The organism is Parasphingorhabdus cellanae (assembly GCF_017498565.1).
GTDB classification, from domain to species: Bacteria; Pseudomonadota; Alphaproteobacteria; order Sphingomonadales; family Sphingomonadaceae; genus Parasphingorhabdus; species Parasphingorhabdus cellanae.
In genome coordinates, this window is the sequence record NZ_CP071794.1 from 701784 (window position 1) to 717465 (window position 15682).

Annotated in this window: 18 protein-coding genes; 1 reads left to right on the forward strand and 17 read right to left on the reverse strand. The window is 53.8% G+C overall.

Annotated elements, in window-relative coordinates; translation table 11 throughout:
• Positions 1-11 precede the first annotated feature (11 nt).
• From J4G78_RS03495 to J4G78_RS03560, 14 genes are all read right to left on the reverse strand, one after another.
• Entirely contained in the window at positions 12-722 is a 711-nt protein-coding gene (locus J4G78_RS03495; RefSeq protein ID WP_243457204.1) for a class I SAM-dependent methyltransferase, read from the reverse strand.
• Positions 722-1264 carry a GNAT family N-acetyltransferase gene (locus J4G78_RS03500; protein WP_207988516.1) on the reverse strand — a complete coding sequence of 181 codons (543 nt, stop codon included), beginning with the start codon at positions 1262-1264 and terminating at the stop codon, positions 722-724. Before J4G78_RS03500 ends, J4G78_RS03495 begins: the two co-directional genes overlap by 1 nt.
• A gap of 93 nt (positions 1265-1357) precedes the next feature.
• The gene (locus J4G78_RS03505; protein ID WP_207988518.1) at positions 1358-1936 is read right to left on the reverse strand and encodes a thymidine kinase; all 579 of its coding nucleotides are present in this window, start codon (positions 1934-1936) and stop codon (positions 1358-1360) included.
• 103 nt (positions 1937-2039) lie between these two features.
• On the reverse strand, positions 2040-2441 hold the full coding sequence (gene rbfA, locus J4G78_RS03510; protein WP_207988520.1) for a 30S ribosome-binding factor RbfA: 402 nt from the start codon (positions 2439-2441) through the stop codon (positions 2040-2042).
• Positions 2441-2848 carry a PaaI family thioesterase gene (locus tag J4G78_RS03515; RefSeq protein WP_207988522.1) on the reverse strand — a complete coding sequence of 136 codons (408 nt, stop codon included), beginning with the start codon at positions 2846-2848 and terminating at the stop codon, positions 2441-2443. The genes rbfA and J4G78_RS03515 overlap by 1 nt, the downstream gene beginning before the upstream one ends.
• A 27-nt stretch (positions 2849-2875) precedes the next feature.
• Positions 2876-5416 (reverse strand): translation initiation factor IF-2, encoded by a 2541-nt coding sequence (gene infB / locus J4G78_RS03520; protein WP_207988524.1) that lies wholly within the window; start codon positions 5414-5416, stop codon positions 2876-2878.
• Between the two features lie 65 nt (positions 5417-5481).
• Entirely contained in the window at positions 5482-6183 is a 702-nt protein-coding gene (locus J4G78_RS03525; protein WP_207988526.1) for a DUF448 domain-containing protein, read from the reverse strand.
• Complete coding sequence (nusA, locus tag J4G78_RS03530; RefSeq protein WP_207988528.1) at positions 6164-7798, reverse strand: transcription termination factor NusA; 1635 nt, start codon at positions 7796-7798, stop codon at positions 6164-6166. Before nusA ends, J4G78_RS03525 begins: the two co-directional genes overlap by 20 nt.
• 2 nt (positions 7799-7800) lie before the next feature.
• Positions 7801-8361: a ribosome maturation protein RimP gene (rimP, locus tag J4G78_RS03535; protein WP_375140351.1), complete on the reverse strand. Its 561-nt coding sequence runs from the start codon at positions 8359-8361 to the stop codon at positions 7801-7803.
• A 200-nt stretch (positions 8362-8561) separates the two neighbouring features.
• Entirely contained in the window at positions 8562-9254 is a 693-nt protein-coding gene (locus J4G78_RS03540) for an aquaporin (protein WP_207988530.1), read from the reverse strand.
• A gap of 10 nt (positions 9255-9264) precedes the next feature.
• On the reverse strand, positions 9265-9690 hold the full coding sequence (locus tag J4G78_RS03545; protein ID WP_207988532.1) for a VOC family protein: 426 nt from the start codon (positions 9688-9690) through the stop codon (positions 9265-9267).
• A complete protein-coding gene (locus J4G78_RS03550; RefSeq protein WP_445669904.1) occupies positions 9687-10070 on the reverse strand; it encodes an ArsR/SmtB family transcription factor in 384 nt (127 codons plus the stop codon). Before J4G78_RS03550 ends, J4G78_RS03545 begins: the two co-directional genes overlap by 4 nt.
• Positions 10071-10112: 42 nt before the next feature.
• Complete coding sequence (locus tag J4G78_RS03555; protein WP_243457205.1) at positions 10113-11087, reverse strand: calcium/sodium antiporter; 975 nt, start codon at positions 11085-11087, stop codon at positions 10113-10115.
• A gap of 11 nt (positions 11088-11098) precedes the next feature.
• Positions 11099-12322, reverse strand: coding sequence for an argininosuccinate synthase (locus J4G78_RS03560; protein WP_207988534.1), 1224 nt, complete (start codon positions 12320-12322; stop codon positions 11099-11101).
• A 53-nt stretch (positions 12323-12375) separates the two neighbouring features.
• On the opposite strand from J4G78_RS03560, the gene J4G78_RS03565 reads away from it, so the two are divergent.
• Positions 12376-12843 carry a DUF1801 domain-containing protein gene (locus J4G78_RS03565; protein ID WP_310737248.1) on the forward strand — a complete coding sequence of 156 codons (468 nt, stop codon included), beginning with the start codon at positions 12376-12378 and terminating at the stop codon, positions 12841-12843.
• Here J4G78_RS03565 and J4G78_RS03570 read toward each other — a convergent pair whose 3' ends face one another.
• Genes J4G78_RS03570 through J4G78_RS03580 form a run of 3 tightly spaced genes read right to left on the reverse strand, consistent with a single transcriptional unit; the run spans position 12844 to position 15681 of the window.
• Complete coding sequence (locus J4G78_RS03570; protein WP_207988536.1) at positions 12844-14082, reverse strand: SAM-dependent methyltransferase; 1239 nt, start codon at positions 14080-14082, stop codon at positions 12844-12846.
• Positions 14083-14114: 32 nt separating this feature from the next.
• Entirely contained in the window at positions 14115-14876 is a 762-nt protein-coding gene (locus J4G78_RS03575; RefSeq protein ID WP_207988538.1) for a molybdopterin-dependent oxidoreductase, read from the reverse strand.
• Positions 14869-15681 (reverse strand): cytochrome b/b6 domain-containing protein, encoded by an 813-nt coding sequence (locus tag J4G78_RS03580; protein ID WP_243457206.1) that lies wholly within the window; start codon positions 15679-15681, stop codon positions 14869-14871. Before J4G78_RS03580 ends, J4G78_RS03575 begins: the two co-directional genes overlap by 8 nt.
• Position 15682 lies beyond the last annotated feature (1 nt).

Sequence of the window (15682 nt, forward strand, 5' to 3'; positions counted from 1 at the left end):
ACTCGCGCCGCCTAAATCGGCTTCTTCCACTCCATGACCAGAAAACCAGGAACCCGCGTGTAACGGTCACTTTTCGAGTCATTCTGGTCGGGCGGTGTTGGTTCTGAAAAATAGGTGAGCTGCAATCCGTTACCCAGAAAAGCCTCAAAATAGGCGCTTAGGGGACGATGCCAATTGAGGATATCAATGCCTGCCCATTTTTCGCGTGTTGCACGCTCTTCGGAATAATTATCCATCTGAAAGCTTTTCGCGGAGCCAGTCAGGCCGCGATTCCACTTTCCGGCGGTAAAAAAGCTGGTCAGATTGGCGATAAGCAAAGATCCGCCAGGTTTTGTTACGCGGGTCATTTCTGCAATGGCTGCACGAAAATCTTCAATATCAATCAGCGATAAATAGCCAATGGTCAGATCGAAACTGGCATCTTCAAAGGCCAGCTTCTCGCCAATGCCGATAGCATAGTCACCCTCTGGATCGCGTTTTTGCGCTGTTTCGATAAGACTTGATACCGGATCAATGCCCGATCCGGACATACCACGTTCTTGCAGCATGCGGACAAACCGCCCTTCCCCGCACCCCACGTCGAGAAACCTGCCACCAATTGCAGTTGCACGATCAAGCATGACAGCATCCAAAAAGGTACGCCGCGTCCAGTCGCCTTGCTCGCCGATGGAAGCAATCCACGCGTCGGCCGACTGTACCCAGCCATTCACATCATCTGTCATTACCGGTTCGCCCACTCCTCTTGGAGCAAGCCAAATACAGCCGTGTCGCGAATAAAGCCAGTCCAGGTGATCCGGTTCTTCCGCAGCGTTCCTTCATGCTTGGCACCCAATTTGAGCACCGCCGCCATGGAGCGTGTGTTCCGTGTATCCACGCGAAATTCGATGCGAGTGAAGCCGCAGGCAAAGGCATGGTCGATCATGAGCTTTTTCATGACATCGTTGAAACCGCTACCGCGGACTGATGGCGCGATATAGGTGCCGCCTATCTCGATGACTTTGCTGTTGAAGTCGGGATTAATATAGTTGCTCATACCGACCAGCTTTTCGGTCTCTGTGTTTATCACAGCGAGCTGCACCCAATTGTCGGTGCTGTGGAATGTCTTCATCGCCTCATCGAAATGGTCATCCAGCATCGAAACCGGGTAAATATCCCAAATCTCCTGATCCTCTGCACAGGCAGCGCGCAGCGGTTCGATATGATGTCCGGCCAAGGGTTCCAGACGTACCGGAAATTCTTCCAGTACTTGAGCGAGCTTTGCCATTCTCTCTACACCGTCATCCCAGCGCACGCTGGGATCTCGTCGAAATGGTGCGCAACCTTAAGGAGAACCCAGCTTCCGCTGGGATGACGAAGGCTAACCATTAAGTTTTTCCATGAAGTGCTTGCGGCAGAGCGCGACATAGAGCTCGTTGCCGCCAATTGCCGTCTGTTGGCCGGCCAGCACAGGATTGCCTTCTTCATCGACGCGCATATTCATCGTCGATTTACTGCCGCATTCACAGACTGCTTTGAGTTCAACAAGTTCGTCGGCAATCGCCAATAACTGTGCACTACCGGGAAATAACGCCGCCTGGAAATCGGTGCGCAGACCATAGGCGAGGACCGGTATGCGGAGCTGATCGGCGACCAATGCAACTTGAAAAACCTGATCCTTGGTCAAGAATTGCGCTTCATCAATGAGCACGCAATCCAACGTTGTATCTTCATGCTGCATACTGATCGCTACCAGCATATCTGTCTCTTTCTCAAACAGATGCGCTTTCTTTTTCAGACCGATGCGCGAATGGATCCAGCCTTCTTCCTCGCGATCATCCAATGCTGCCGTCCACAGCATCGTCTGCATGCCGCGTTCGCGATAATTGAAATCCGCCTGTAGCAGGGTGGTCGATTTGCCCGCATTCATCGAGCTATAGTAGAAATACAGCTTGGCCATCGGATCGCCTCAGTCTTTCGTCATGCTGAATGTGTTTCAACATCTCGCGAGACCCTGAAACAATTTCGCGGTGACGATCAACCATTAATTGGGATTTTCCGGTTCAATCTTCCTTGCTCAAATCCTGAGCAACCTTTGGATTGTTCAGTAAATTCTCGATATGCTCGGCTGTATCAAAGCTCTCGTCAGCGAGAAATTTGAGCTTTGCGGCATATTTTATCTTCACCCGGCTGGCGACTTGCTTTTGAAAATAAGCAGTATTCGTTTTCAGAGCCTTGAGCACATCCGCTTCATTCGCGCCCAGCAAAGGTTTCACAAATACCGTCGCATGGCGCAAATCCGGGGACATGCGCACCTCAGTCACGCTGACCGAGTGAGAAGTGAGCACATCATCATGCACTTCCCCACGCATCAGCAGCTCCGACAAGATATGCCGGACCTGTTCGCCCACACGCAGAAGCCTTACCGAGCGGCCTTCAGGAGATGTGTCGTTATATTTTGCCATTATTTTATACCTATTATGCGCGCTGTTGACGTAGCGCGAGCCAATAGCTTGTCGGTTTCATCAAACAATTCTGCCTCCAGAAAAGCAGTCGTTTTTGTTCGCGATATAACGCGCCCTTTTCCTATAACCCGCTCCAACGACACAGGATGGATGAAAGTCACGTTCATATCGATCGTGATCGGCGCCTCTTTTCCGTCCGTCATCGACACCAGGGCGGGGCCCATTGTGTCATCCAGCATCGCCGCCACGAATCCACCTTGCACTGTTCCACGCGGATTGAGCATCGTGCCATTGGGACGGAACGCTATCTCGATGCGGCCCTCTGACGGATATTCGGCTAACAGCTCCCACCCTAGAGTCTTCGGTGCCGGTGGAATGGGATGCCTGTCAAAAAAGCTGTCACTCATGGCATCCCTTTCCAATCAGTATCTAGATCAAAGAACGCGTTCTTTCTCTTCAACCTCAAAGACTTCCAGCATATCGCCCGGTTTGATGTCGTTAGTGTCCTCGAGCACCGCACCACATTCCATGCCAGCGCGAACTTCCTCGACATCGTCCTTGAAGCGGCGCAGCGAAGCGATGGTTGTCGCGCTGACGATAACATCCTCGCGGGTAAGCCGCGCGAACAGGCCTTTGCGCAGAGAGCCTTCGGTGACCAGCAGTCCAGCGGCCTTGTCGCGCTTGCCGGACTTGAACACCTCTTTGACCTCGGCGCGGCCCATGACATTCTCGATCTTCTCAGGACCAAGTTCACCGGCCATTTCGGCGCGGATTTCATCGGTCAGATCATAGATGATGTCGAAATATTTCAGCCTGACGCCATCGCGCTTGGCAATTTCGCGGGCCTTGGCATTGGGGCGCACGTTAAAGCCGATAATCGGGGCCTTGCTGGCACTCGCCAAGGTCACGTCGGATTCGGTGATCGCGCCGACACCGCTGTGCAGGATGCGGACCTTGATATCGTCATTGGATATCTTGTTCAGCGCCTGGACAATCGCTTCGGTACTGCCCTGCACATCGGCTTTGACGAGCAGCGGGAATTCCACTGCACTGTCCGCAGCCGCAGAGAACATGTTCTCCAGACTCGTCGGCGCCTGCGTCGTGCGTTGCAGTTTTTCTTGCTCTGCACGGTAGGTCGCGACTTCACGAGCGCGCGATTCATTCTCGACCACGGTCAGCTTGTCGCCGGCAGACGGTACGCCGGACAGACCCAGTACTTCGACCGGAACCGATGGACCGGCTTCCTTGGGCTGTGCGCCCTTGTCGTCGATCATCGCCCGGACTTTACCGGTTTGCGAGCCCACAACAAAGATATCACCGCGTTTCAGCGTGCCGCGCTGGACCAAAACGGTGGCCACAGGACCGCGGCCCTTGTCCAGCTTTGCCTCGATCACAATGCCTTCAGCCGGACGATCCGGACGGGCTTTGAGTTCAAGCAATTCTGCCTGCAAGTGGATTTTCTCGATCAGCTCTTCGAGATTGGTCTTTTTGAGCGCAGAAACCTCGACATCCTGCACGTCACCGGACATTTCCTCGACGATCACTTCATGCTCCAGCAGACGCGTGCGCACCTGCATCGGGTCAGCGCCTTCCTTGTCGATCTTGTTTATCGCCACAATCATCGGCACATCGGCCGCCTTGGTGTGGTTGATCGCCTCGATCGTTTGCGGCATCAACCCGTCATCGGCAGCCACCACCAGGATCACGATATCGGTCGCATTGGCGCCACGAAGACGCATGCTGGTAAAGGCCTCATGGCCCGGTGTATCAAGGAACGTAACCTTGTCGCCTGACTTCATTTTGACCTGATACGCACCAATATGCTGGGTAATGCCGCCCGCTTCGCCAGCAACCACATCGGTTCCGCGCAAAGCGTCGAGCAGCGATGTCTTACCATGATCAACATGGCCCATGATTGTCACCACCGGAGGACGCGGCTTCAGCGTTTCTTCCGGATCGACATCCGATTCCGTATCAATTTCAACGTCGGCCTCGGACACACGCTGGATATTGTGGCCAAATTCCTCGACCAGCAGCTCGGCTGTATCCTGGTCAATTGTCTGGTTGACGGTCACCATCGAGCCCATGTTGAACAGGGATTTGACGAGATCAGCACCCTTTTCGCCCATACGCTTGGAGAGTTCCTGCACGGTGATCGCTTCCGGCACGATCACATCGCGAATCTGCTTCTCACGCGGTTCACGCGGTTGACCGGACATTTGCGCCCGCTTTTCTTTTTCACGCGCGCGTTTCAGCGCCGCAAGCGAACGTGCACGTGCTGCGCCGTCTTCCCCGCGTAGCGCGCGGTTAACGGTCAGCTTGCCAGACTGACGGCGATCACCACGATCACTGCGTCCGGTTTTCGGTTTCTGCTTCGGTTCAGGCCGTTTCGGAGCCTCAACCGGTGTAAATTTGCGTGCAGGCGGATGTGACGTGCCGCTGGTTGCTGGCTTGGCTTCGGCAGCTTTTGGTTCCTCTGCCGCTTCGGCAGCCGCAGCAACAGCGGCTTCTTCCGCCGCCTTAATTTCTTCCTGAGCCTTTTTAGCGGCTTCTTCTTCCGCCTTACGCTTGTCTTCGGCGCGCTTTTTCTCGTCGGCGGTCTGGTCTTTCTTGGCCTTGGTATCGCGTTTGCGCGCTTCTTCCATGGCGGCCAGACGGGCTTCTTCGGCCTCGCGTAGCAATTTCGCCTGCTTTTCCTGACGGGTCAGCACGTCTTCCTGCTTCGGCTTAGGAGCCGGTGCCGGCTTCTTCGCTTCAACAGGCGCGGGAGCCGGTGCCGGGATTTCCGGAACGACTTCCTTGGCGGCCTCCTGAGCACCAGGCTTACCCACCAGCTTGCGGCGCTTGACCTCGACGACGACCTTGTTGGTCCGTCCATGGCTAAACGTCTGTTTGACTTCACCAGGCTCTACCGAACGCTTTAGTCCCAGAGGCTTGCGTGCAGGCTTTGCGGTATCTTTGTTATCATCACTCATCGAACAGACTTAATCCTTAAAAAATTCATTACTTCAATATCTTAACTGATCAACTTACAATCAGTTCACGCAACTTTCTTCTCCGCCTCACCACCGTCATCACTGGCACCACCTACCTTATCAGACCCGATAAAGTGACGCCATCTATCCAGCATGTGCGATATTCGCCCCGCTGCGCGCTTGTCGGTTATTCCGATATGCACGACATTTTGACGGCCCAATGCCACAGAAAGGCCCTGTCGGTCCACCGGCAATATCTGACCCCGGACATCCTGTCCTTCACGGTCGCTGCCGACGCGCCAGGCCTGATCCAGTTTCGCTGACCCGTCACGGCCGGCATCAGCGGCGTGCAAGAGCATATTTAAATCGCCCTGCCGTGCCGCCGTTTCAATCTTTTCAGAACCGGTTAGGAGCATCCCGCCGCGCGATTCCAGCCCTAACCTGTCTAATGTGGCGCGTTCGAGCGCTTTTTCAACCTGCCCCGCCAGATCATCGGGTATAGTGAGCGTACCGGTTTTGAAAGCACGGGCCAATGCGCCTTTCAAAATGCCTTTGGCTTGCGCCGTTTCCAACGCACTGCGATCCACACTGATCCATGCACCCCGACCGGGCGCTTTGGCCCGGACGTCCGGTGCAATGGCATTGTCAGGGCTGAGCGCCAGACGCACCAACGCTTCCTGAGGAAGGCTTTCCCCAGTCAATATGCATTTACGGTGTGGTGCGCGATCTAAAGGTTTAGAAGGCGTCTCATTGGGGAGCTTCCGCATTAGCGTCCTCCCCTGTTTCTGCCTCGGCGTCAGCAGCCGGAGCCACCTCTTCCTCGTCGTCAAACCAGTGCGCACGAGCGGCCATGATAATCTCATTGCCCTGCTCTTCGGTCAGACCATATTGCGCCAGCACGCCATCGGGCTCTGGCTTGCGATTGTCATTGCGGCGGCGTGGTTCGGCTTTGCGCTTCAGAACCAGCTCGTCGGTTGCCAGATCGGCAACATCGTCGAGGGTCTTAAGGCCTGCTTTACCCAAGGTCACCAGCATCGCTTCGGTCATGTAAGGCAGTTCGGCAATGGCATCTTCAACACCAAGCTCGGTACGCTCTGCCTTGGCAGCCGCCTCACGACGCTCCAATGCTTCCAGCGCACGGCTTTGCAGCTCGGCAGCCAGTTCATCGTCAAAGCCTTCGATATTCGAAAGCTCTTCGGGCGCGACATAAGCGACTTCTTCCATCTCGCTAAAGCCTTCAGCAACCAGAAGCTGCGACAAGGTTTCATCCACGTCGAGATCTTCCTGGAACATCGCGGTGCGTACGGCAAATTCGGCCTGACGCTTCTCGCTGCTGTCGGCTTCGGTCATGATGTCGATAGCCAAACCGGTCAGCTGGGACGCGAGACGGACATTCTGTCCGCGGCGACCAATGGCGAGGCTCAGCTGATCATCAGGAACAACCACTTCAATGCGGCCTTCCTCTTCGTCGATCAGCACGCGGCTTACCGTTGCGGGCTGCAATGCGTTCACTACAAAGGTCGCGATATCGTCGGACCAAGGAATGATGTCGATTTTCTCGCCCTGCATTTCCTGCACGACGGCTTGCACACGGCTACCCTTCATACCCACACAGGCGCCGACCGGATCGATTGAGCTGTCCTGGCTGATCACACCGATTTTGGCGCGGCTGCCAGGGTCACGGGCGGCGGCTTTAATTTCGATAATGCCGTCATAAATTTCAGGAACTTCCTGCGCAAACAAGAGCTTCATGAAATCAGGATGCGCGCGGGACAGGAAAATCTGTGGCCCGCGGTTTTCGCGGCGGACATTCATGATCAGCGAACGGACGCGGTCGCCAACACGGGCGGCTTCGCGTGGAATTTGCTGGTCGCGGCGGATGACGCCTTCGGCGCGGCCCAAGTCAACGACGACATGGCCGAATTCTACCGACTTCACGACACCAGTGATGATTTCACCAGCGCGGTCTTTAAACTCTTCAAACTGCCGCTCACGCTCTGCGTCGCGGACTTTCTGGAAGATAACCTGTTTCGCGGACTGCGCATCAATCCGGCCAAGATCAACAGCAGGCAGTGGGTCAACGATAAAGTCACCCAGTTTCGAACCCTTTTCGAGCTTTTCAGCCTGTTTCAGGTCAACCTGCTTGAAATAGTCTTCGACTTCCTCAACCACTTCAACCACACGCCACAAACGCAGATCGCCGGTTTGCAGGTCGAGCTTGGCGCGAATATCATTCTCGGCGCCGTAACGGGCCCGCGCAGCTTTCTGGATCGCCTCTTCCATCGCTTCGACCACAATAGCCTTGTCGATCATCTTCTCCGATGCAACGGCATTGGCGATAGCTAGCAATTCAGCCTTATTTGCAGAAATGGCACTGGCCATGATTAGTCTTCCTGTTCTTCGTTTAGAGTGTCTTCTTCAATTTCGTCCGCGCCATCGGCAGAAACCGGGATGGTCGCAGCAATCAGGGCGTCGGTCAGAATCAGCTTCGCGCTATGCACGTTGTCGAGAGTGGTCGTTTGACGCCCCGCCTTCTTGTCGTCAATCGCTATTATCTCACCTTCGATGCCGTCTAGCAAGCCGCGCAATTGTTTCTTGCCCGAAACCGCCTCGATCAGATTGATCCGCGCTTCATGCCCGGCCCAATTCGCGTAGTCTTTTGCGCGGGTTAGCGGGCGGTCGATACCGGGCGAGCTGACTTCCAGCCGATAAGCATGTTCAATCGGGTCAAGGCCCTCTTCTTCCAGCTCATCAAATTTCGCCGAAATACGGCGCGACAAGGCTGCGCAATCGTCAATGCCCAGCTGTCCAGTTTCCGGACGCTCTGCCATGATTTGCAATGTGGGCTCATCCGAGCCGGAGACAAACTGCACACGCACCAGCTCAAAACCCAAAGCTTCCGCTTCCGGTGTGATCAGGTTCATAATGGCAGTCATATCAGTCAAATTTGGTTCTTTCTTTCATCGTCATCCCAGCGAAAGCTGGGATCTCCCTTGGCAGTGCGCCTCTCTTAAAAAAGATTCCAGCTTCCGCTGGAATGACGAATAAGTCTGCGCTGCCGGCCCCGTCTGGCGCCAGCCCCTTCAAAATCTCACAATGTCGGGATGACTGCTATTTAGGGACTGATTCCCAAATTTGCAACGCCTTAATTTTGATGCTGCGTCTGGGCTCCGGGCGCAGGATCAAGCAACCAGCGCGCCAATAGCCAGGCCAATGCCGCGCCGACAAATTGGGCAGCGACAAATCCCGCCACATCCATGGGCGCGATTCCGGCGAAGCTGTTGGAAAAAGCGCGGCCCACTGTGATTGCCGGATTGGCAAAACTGGTCGAACTGGTGAACCAGTATCCCGCCGAGATATAGAGCCCTACCGCTGGTGCCACCCAATCGGGGCGAAAGCGCACTGTACCCAATATCGTGAACAGCAATCCGAAAGTCGCGATCAGCTCGCCGAGCCATTGGCCGCCACCGGTTCGGGTTTTCTCGCTCAGCTGGAATACCGGCATTTCGAACATGACATGCGCCGCCCAGACGCCAATCAGACCACCGATTAGTTGCGCAATGACAAACAAAACGCCACCTTTCAGTGTCAGTTCTTTACGCAAGACCATAACGAAAGTGACTGCCGGATTGAAATGCGCTCCGGATATCGGCGCCAATATCGCGATCAGCACAAATAATATCGCGCCGGTTGCCAGCGTATTGCCGAGCAGAGCGATAGCGACATTCCCGTCCGCCAGATTTTCGGCCATGATCCCGGAGCCAACCACGGTGACAAACAGGAAAAATGAACCCAGCGCTTCGGCGCCGAGCTCCTGCGCCCTTGAAAAATCCCCCATTTTCCGCGCCTTAGTTCAAGCAGCACGCAGCGTCGGATTGACCGCTGCCAAGGTCTGGTAACTTCCCATAATGGGTGACCTGTCCGTCGGTGTAAAAGGCTTCCCAGATCAGGCCGTCAGGGTCCTGTGTCCAGTTTTTCTCTGATGAGGCATAGCAGCAGGTGGTCGCGCCTTCCTCAAACCGTGGACCGGCGGCGTCCTGTATGCGCTCATAGACCCCTTGCAATTCCTCCGGGCTTTCCGCCTGCAGGCCGACATGGGCGATGCCGATTTCATCGTTGGCGGGCTCGATCGAGAAATTGATAAACGGATCGTCCAGCATCCACTTGATATAATCGGGTTTCACCACGGCCGGTTGTTGACCGAACAGGTTCGCATAGTAGGCACGGGATTTTTCGAGATCCGAGACTTTCAGGTTCAAGTGAAATCTTTTCATGCGTCTTGTCCTTCCATACATGCATCAGCTGCATCGGCCGACTCACAGCCGTCACCTTCGCAGCAATTTTCCAAGAGAAACGCCATCAGCTGGTTCATCGCCTGAAAATCGGCGCGATAGATGATCGATCGCCCATCCCTTTCGTCACTCACTACACCGCCATTTTTAAGGTGCGACAGGTGAAAAGATAGCGAACTGGCTGGCATATCGAGTTGTTTGGCGATCTGCCCCGCCGGCAATCCGCCGCGCCCCGCCTGCACCAGCAAGCGAAATATCGCCAGGCGATGCTCCTGCGCCAATGCAGAGAGGGCATGGACGGCGGTATGGTTTCGAATCGTTTCCATATTTCCAGTAATATCGAAATATAAACGCAGAGTCAATCTCCGCGGCCCTTTCGTAACCTTTAACAGCCGTAAAAGGGCTTAAACAGCCACCACATTGTAAACGAGCTGTACAATATAAATGATCAGGAGGACCGCCCCCTCCCACCGCGATATTCTCCGCCCGGTAGCAGCGAAGATCATCAGCAGCACCGATGTCGCAATCAGCAAGGGCAACCCATAATTGGTAATCTCTGCCGGGATCGTCCCCGGTGCAATCACCGCCGTAACGCCGCCAATCAGCAGCAGGTTGAAGATATTCGAGCCCAGCACATTGCCCAGCGCAACCGCACTCGCCCCCTTGTAAGCCGCGATGACCGAGGTCACCAGTTCCGGCAGTGAGGTTCCGATAGCGATGACCGTCAGACCAATGACAGCCTCGCTCAGCCCCACCAGCCGCGCCAGGTCAACCGCCCCTTCCACAAGCCAGCGGCCACCCGCGACGATTAGTATAATCCCGCCGATAAGGATAAGAATGGAGCGCCAGAGCGGCTCCTCGTCGTGCAGATGGGTGTCGGTAACTTCCAGCGACTCTGCCTTCTCGTGCAGAGCACTTGCGCCGACGGGTTGGGTTCGTTCGGCCCAATAGGCATAGCTGAGATACGCGCAAAGAAGGATAAGAAAACCGGCACCAATGGCGACAGTGATCCCACTTGTTTTGGCCACAAACCAAAGGACAACAGTCGCAACCAACGCCAGACCACCATCCCGCCATAACGGCCCGCGCGGTACAGCCATGGGTAAAATCAAAGATGCCGTGCCCAAGATCAGCAGGCTATTAGCCAAGTTCGATCCCACAACGTTACCCCAGGCGATACCGGGCGATCCTGCCCGTGCCGCCTCGACACTCGCCACCAGTTCAGGAGCCGACGTCCCGAAGCCCACAATCGTGAGACCAATAAGCAATTCCGACATGCCTGCCCGCTCGGCGACCCGAACCGCACCACGTACCAGCAGTTCACCACCGACGATGAGGACAACGAAACCGACCAACAATAAGAAAAGCGCGATTAGCATGTCAGATCAGCTCAACCGTCTCTTTTGCCCAGCAGCCGCAACCGCAGGGCGTTAAGTTTGATAAAACCTTCAGCATCCTTCTGATCATAAGCGCCAGCGTCATCTTCAAAGGTCACCACATCTTCACTATAGAGATTGAAATTCACGTCCGCCTTACGACCGACTACGTTCACTGAACCTTTGTAAAGCTTTAACCGAACCGTTCCGGTCACACGTTCCTGACTCTTGTCAATTGCAGCCTGCAACATCTCCCGCTCTGGCGCGAACCAAAAGCCGTTATAGACAAGCTCTGCATAGCGCGGGGCCAGTTCGTCTTTCATATGCGCAGCGCCGCTGTCGAGGGTCAATTGTTCAATCCCGCGATGGGCCGCGTGATAAATGGTTCCCCCCGGCGTTTCGTACATACCGCGTGATTTCATACCGACAAAGCGGTTTTCGACTAGGTCGAGCCGGCCAATGCCATGCTCACGACCATAATCATTGAGTTTTTCCAACAAGGTCGCAGGGCTCATGCCTTCGCCATTAATCGCAACACCATCACCGCGTTCAAAGTCGATGGTGATATATTCCGGCTTGTCCGGCGCGTCTTCGGGATTATTAGTCCGCGAATAGACATAATCCGGCACTTCTTCCCAAGGGTCTTCCAGCACTTTGCCTTCGGACGATGTGTGAAGCATATTCGCGTCGGTTGAGAAAGGCGCTTCACCGCGCTTGTCCTTCGGCACAGGGATTTGGTGTTTTTCAGCAAATTCAATCAGACGCGTCCGACTGGTCAAATCCCATTCGCGCCATGGCGCGATTACCTTCACATCGGGGTTCAAGCCATAATAGCCAAGTTCAAAGCGAATCTGGTCATTACCCTTTCCGGTTGCACCATGGGATACAGCATCAGCACCGGTCAGCTTGGCAATCTCAATCTGGCGCTTGGAAATCAGCGGCCGTGCAATCGATGTGCCGAGCAAATATAGCCCTTCATAAAGAGCGTTGGCCCGCATCATCGGAAAGACATAATCTTTCACAAATTCTTCGCGTAGATCATCAATGAAAATATGCTCGGGTTTCACGCCTAGCATCTCAGCCGTCTTACGTGCCGGGCCTAATTCTTCGCCCTGCCCCAAATCGGCAGTAAATGTTACGACTTCGCAGCTATATTCCTGCTGCAACCACTTCAATATAACACTCGTGTCCAGACCGCCAGAAAAGGCCAGAACCACACGCTTTACGGAATCGCTCATTTTAGTACTTTCGAAAAAGGAACAGAGGCGCGCCTAACAGGCTGAAACAAGCGGTGCAATATGATATGGGAGAGATTGGAGGAGGAAATATGGCAAAAACACAGACCGAGAATAAAACTGTCGCAACAACGGCGGATGTGCAGGCTTTTATTAATGCAGTCGAACCAGAGTGGAAACGAGATGACGCAAAAATAGTTGCCACAATGATGGAGCGCTTGTCAGGACACAAACCTAAAATGTGGGGGCCCTCTATGATTGGCTTTGGTCAATATCACTACGTTTATGACAGTGGCCGCGAAGGAGACATGATGCGGACAGGGTTCAGCCCGCGCAAGACTGCGCTAACACTTTATTGTATCGGCGGCTTCAAGAATAAGGAAAAACTGCTTGCCAAACTCGGCAAGCATAGCCTTGGCAAAAGCTGCCTCTACGTAAAACGCCTATCCGATATAGATATCAACATACTTGAGGAAATTATCGCCAAGGATCTAGAATATATGGCAAAGAAATATCCCGGATAATCAGCCTTTCAGCTGTTTTTCCGTTTCGCCGATATAGTCACGTATTAAAGGCAGCGTGTGCCGGTTGCGACTAAACTGAATTTGGTAATTGCACATGCTGCCGCTCTCAAAGGCCGCCGTCGCACCCGCCAGATAGAATGTCCACAAGCGGAAAAATCGTTCATCGTAAAGTGCAACAATCTTGTCTTTATTCGCCACTGTCCGTTTGTACCATTCGCGCAACGTCAGCGCATAATGCAGCCGGAGTGTTTCGATATCAGTTGCCATCAAGCGAAAATGCTCACTTGCTTCAACCGTCTCGCTTAGAGCAGGAATATAGCCGCCGGGAAAAATATATTTGCGAGTGAAAGCATCAGTCGTTCCTGGCTTTCCCATCCTTCCGATCGTATGGAGCAGCATTACCCCATCGTCAGTCATCAAATTTGCTGCACAGCGGAAAAAGGTCTTAAAATTGGGCGTCCCGACATGTTCAAACATACCAACCGAAACGATCCTGTCAAACTGACCCGCCTCGCGTTCTGCCAAATCACGATAGTCGATCAATTCAAATTTGACCTTGTCCGCGACGCCATCTTTTTCGGCACGCTCCTGTGCGACCTTCAACTGTTCTTCACTCAGCGTAATACCGAGCATCTCTACACCGAATTTCCGGTTGAGATATAGCGCCATTCCGCCCCAACCGCAGCCGATATCCAGCAAGCGCTGGCCAGTTCTCAGGTCCAACTTCGCCGCAATATGTGCTTTCTTATCCCGTTGCGCTTGTTCCAGTGTGTTGTCCGGATCTGTCCAGTAGGCACAGCTATACTGCATGTCTTCATCGAGAAACAACTCATAGAGATCGCGGCTCAAATCATAGTGATGCGCCACATTCGCTTTCGATCGAACTTGTCCGTTGATCCGATCCAAACGACCTGCAATCAAGCTTTTGGCTCTCTTGAAAGCACTGGGGTTATTTAGACGACCGCCGCGATCCCATCGTCTGTTGGCGCGCAACAACTGAACCAGCTCCATGATATCGCCTTGCTCCATAATCAGGCGGCCATCCATAAAGGTCTCAGCCGCTCCTAAGCGCGGGTCGAGCAATATCTGACGCATAACAGCTTTGTCGGCAAGGCGCACAGTTACGTCCGGAAAGCCAGTTTCCGGACTTCCAAATTTTTCTGTGGATCCATCGGCGTGGATAACGGCGATCGTTCCCTTTTTTACGACGCTTCCCAAAAAGCGACCCAATATGGACATTCACTATATCTCCGCACAAGAACAGACCCGCGTCAAATTCCGGCATACCATTCATAATTGGCGACATCTTCCCAATAGCCGCCTTTACCTGAACCAATATTGTCCAGGGTAGAAACAGCCTCAATCTCGGTCACATATTTGGCATGTTTATAACCAAGCTGCCGCTCAACCCGAAGGCGCAAGGGTGCGCCATTTTCAATCGGGACAGCCTCATCATTTAGCCTGTGCGCCATGATCGTTTGTGGATGAAAGGCGTCAAGCAGGTCGATGCTTTCATAATAGGGCCGCCCGCCAAGCAAGTCCGCACAGTGGAACACCAGAAATTTGGCTTTGTCCTGCAATTGCGCCAAATCGAGCAATAATTTCAGTGGCACGCCGGTCCACTGGCCAATTGCGCTCCAGCCCTCAACACAATCATGCCGGGTAATTTGCGTGCGCTGTGGCATGGATAGCAAAGCAGACATTGAGAAGCTTTGCGGCTTGGCGAATAAACCTGTCAATCGCAATTGCCAGTCAGCGAAGCCCTGAGCCGCACTCTCAGCATAGACAGGGGTACCAGGGTCGCGCGTCCCATTGGCGCGGAACTTGGGTGACAAGTCAGCAACACTATATTCGCTAGCCAATTCCATCCGATCACCAAGTGCCCGTTGCACGAGGAAATTCGCATCCTCAGCACTGGCAAGAATGTTTTGAAAGCCCGAACTACGGCTCAATGCATCACAGCCGCTTAACAGCCCACCGGCACCAAGGGCAGCGCTGGTAATAAGTGACCGGCGCGTCAGAAATTTATGCATCGCCGCTTCCTTTCCGTTTACCGCCGGTGATCATTGCCCAGGTTTGTCTAAACGGGCCAGCCAAGAGCAATGTCACCATGTGGACAATGAAAAACAGTATCAGAAGAAACATGCCTAGAAAATGAATAGACCGGGCAGACTGCCGACCACCAAAAATATCAGTGAGCCAAGGCCAATTGGCATCCATTGCAGGTGACATCGCCAGCCCTGTAAAAATCATGAGAGGTAGTATGATGAAAATCACCCCGATATAACTGAATTTTTGCAGAATATTATAGATATTGACGGCATCGGCTTCATGAAACCGTAACCGCGTATGATTTTTTATATCTCTCCAAATATGGGAGGGTCGCCAATCTGAACGGGTTAAGTGTAAATCTTTTTGCACATGCCGGTCAAACAATGATCGGATCATGAAAAAACCGAGTCCAACACTGAATATCCAGGCAAAAAAGAAATGCCAGCGCCGCCCTTCTGCCAAGCTGTAATAGGAAGGAATGGTCGCCCATCCGGGGAAGGCCCAGGTCTGAATATTTCCGTTGCTGTCGCGCCAATTACCGATGAAGCCGGTGGTCTCGATCTTCGTTTCACCTAAACGAACATAGCCGAGTGTTTCAGACGACCCGACAGCGGCCCAAGCATAGTCATCATTGGCGCCATATTCGCCCCAATATAACCGGGGATGCGCATTGAAAATGGTCAGCCCGCTCATCACAAGGACAAGGAGGCACAGCGCATTGATCCAATGCCAGAGCCGGGTTGTCAGCCGATGGCGCGTAAGCTTGTTTTTTGCCGCTCTTGTCATT

Coding starts and splice junctions, on each gene's coding strand:
- J4G78_RS03500 (WP_207988516.1), bottom strand. CDS start 1,264: ATGGCAAAGCTCGCTCAAGTACTGGAAGAATTTCCGGTACGTCTGGAA.
- J4G78_RS03580 (WP_243457206.1), bottom strand. CDS start 15,681: ATGACAAGAGCGGCAAAAAACAAGCTTACGCGCCATCGGCTGACAACC.
- J4G78_RS03540 (WP_207988530.1), bottom strand. CDS start 9,254: ATGGGGGATTTTTCAAGGGCGCAGGAGCTCGGCGCCGAAGCGCTGGGT.
- J4G78_RS03555 (WP_243457205.1), bottom strand. CDS start 11,087: ATGCTAATCGCGCTTTTCTTATTGTTGGTCGGTTTCGTTGTCCTCATC.
- J4G78_RS03495 (WP_243457204.1), bottom strand. CDS start 722: ATGACAGATGATGTGAATGGCTGGGTACAGTCGGCCGACGCGTGGATT.
- J4G78_RS03575 (WP_207988538.1), bottom strand. CDS start 14,876: ATGCATAAATTTCTGACGCGCCGGTCACTTATTACCAGCGCTGCCCTT.
- J4G78_RS03560 (WP_207988534.1), bottom strand. CDS start 12,322: ATGAGCGATTCCGTAAAGCGTGTGGTTCTGGCCTTTTCTGGCGGTCTG.
- rbfA (WP_207988520.1), bottom strand. CDS start 2,441: ATGGCAAAATATAACGACACATCTCCTGAAGGCCGCTCGGTAAGGCTT.
- J4G78_RS03545 (WP_207988532.1), bottom strand. CDS start 9,690: ATGAAAAGATTTCACTTGAACCTGAAAGTCTCGGATCTCGAAAAATCC.
- J4G78_RS03505 (WP_207988518.1), bottom strand. CDS start 1,936: ATGGCCAAGCTGTATTTCTACTATAGCTCGATGAATGCGGGCAAATCG.
- nusA (WP_207988528.1), bottom strand. CDS start 7,798: ATGGCCAGTGCCATTTCTGCAAATAAGGCTGAATTGCTAGCTATCGCC.
- J4G78_RS03515 (WP_207988522.1), bottom strand. CDS start 2,848: ATGAGTGACAGCTTTTTTGACAGGCATCCCATTCCACCGGCACCGAAG.
- J4G78_RS03525 (WP_207988526.1), bottom strand. CDS start 6,183: ATGCGGAAGCTCCCCAATGAGACGCCTTCTAAACCTTTAGATCGCGCA.
- infB (WP_207988524.1), bottom strand. CDS start 5,416: ATGAGTGATGATAACAAAGATACCGCAAAGCCTGCACGCAAGCCTCTG.
- J4G78_RS03570 (WP_207988536.1), bottom strand. CDS start 14,082: ATGTCCATATTGGGTCGCTTTTTGGGAAGCGTCGTAAAAAAGGGAACG.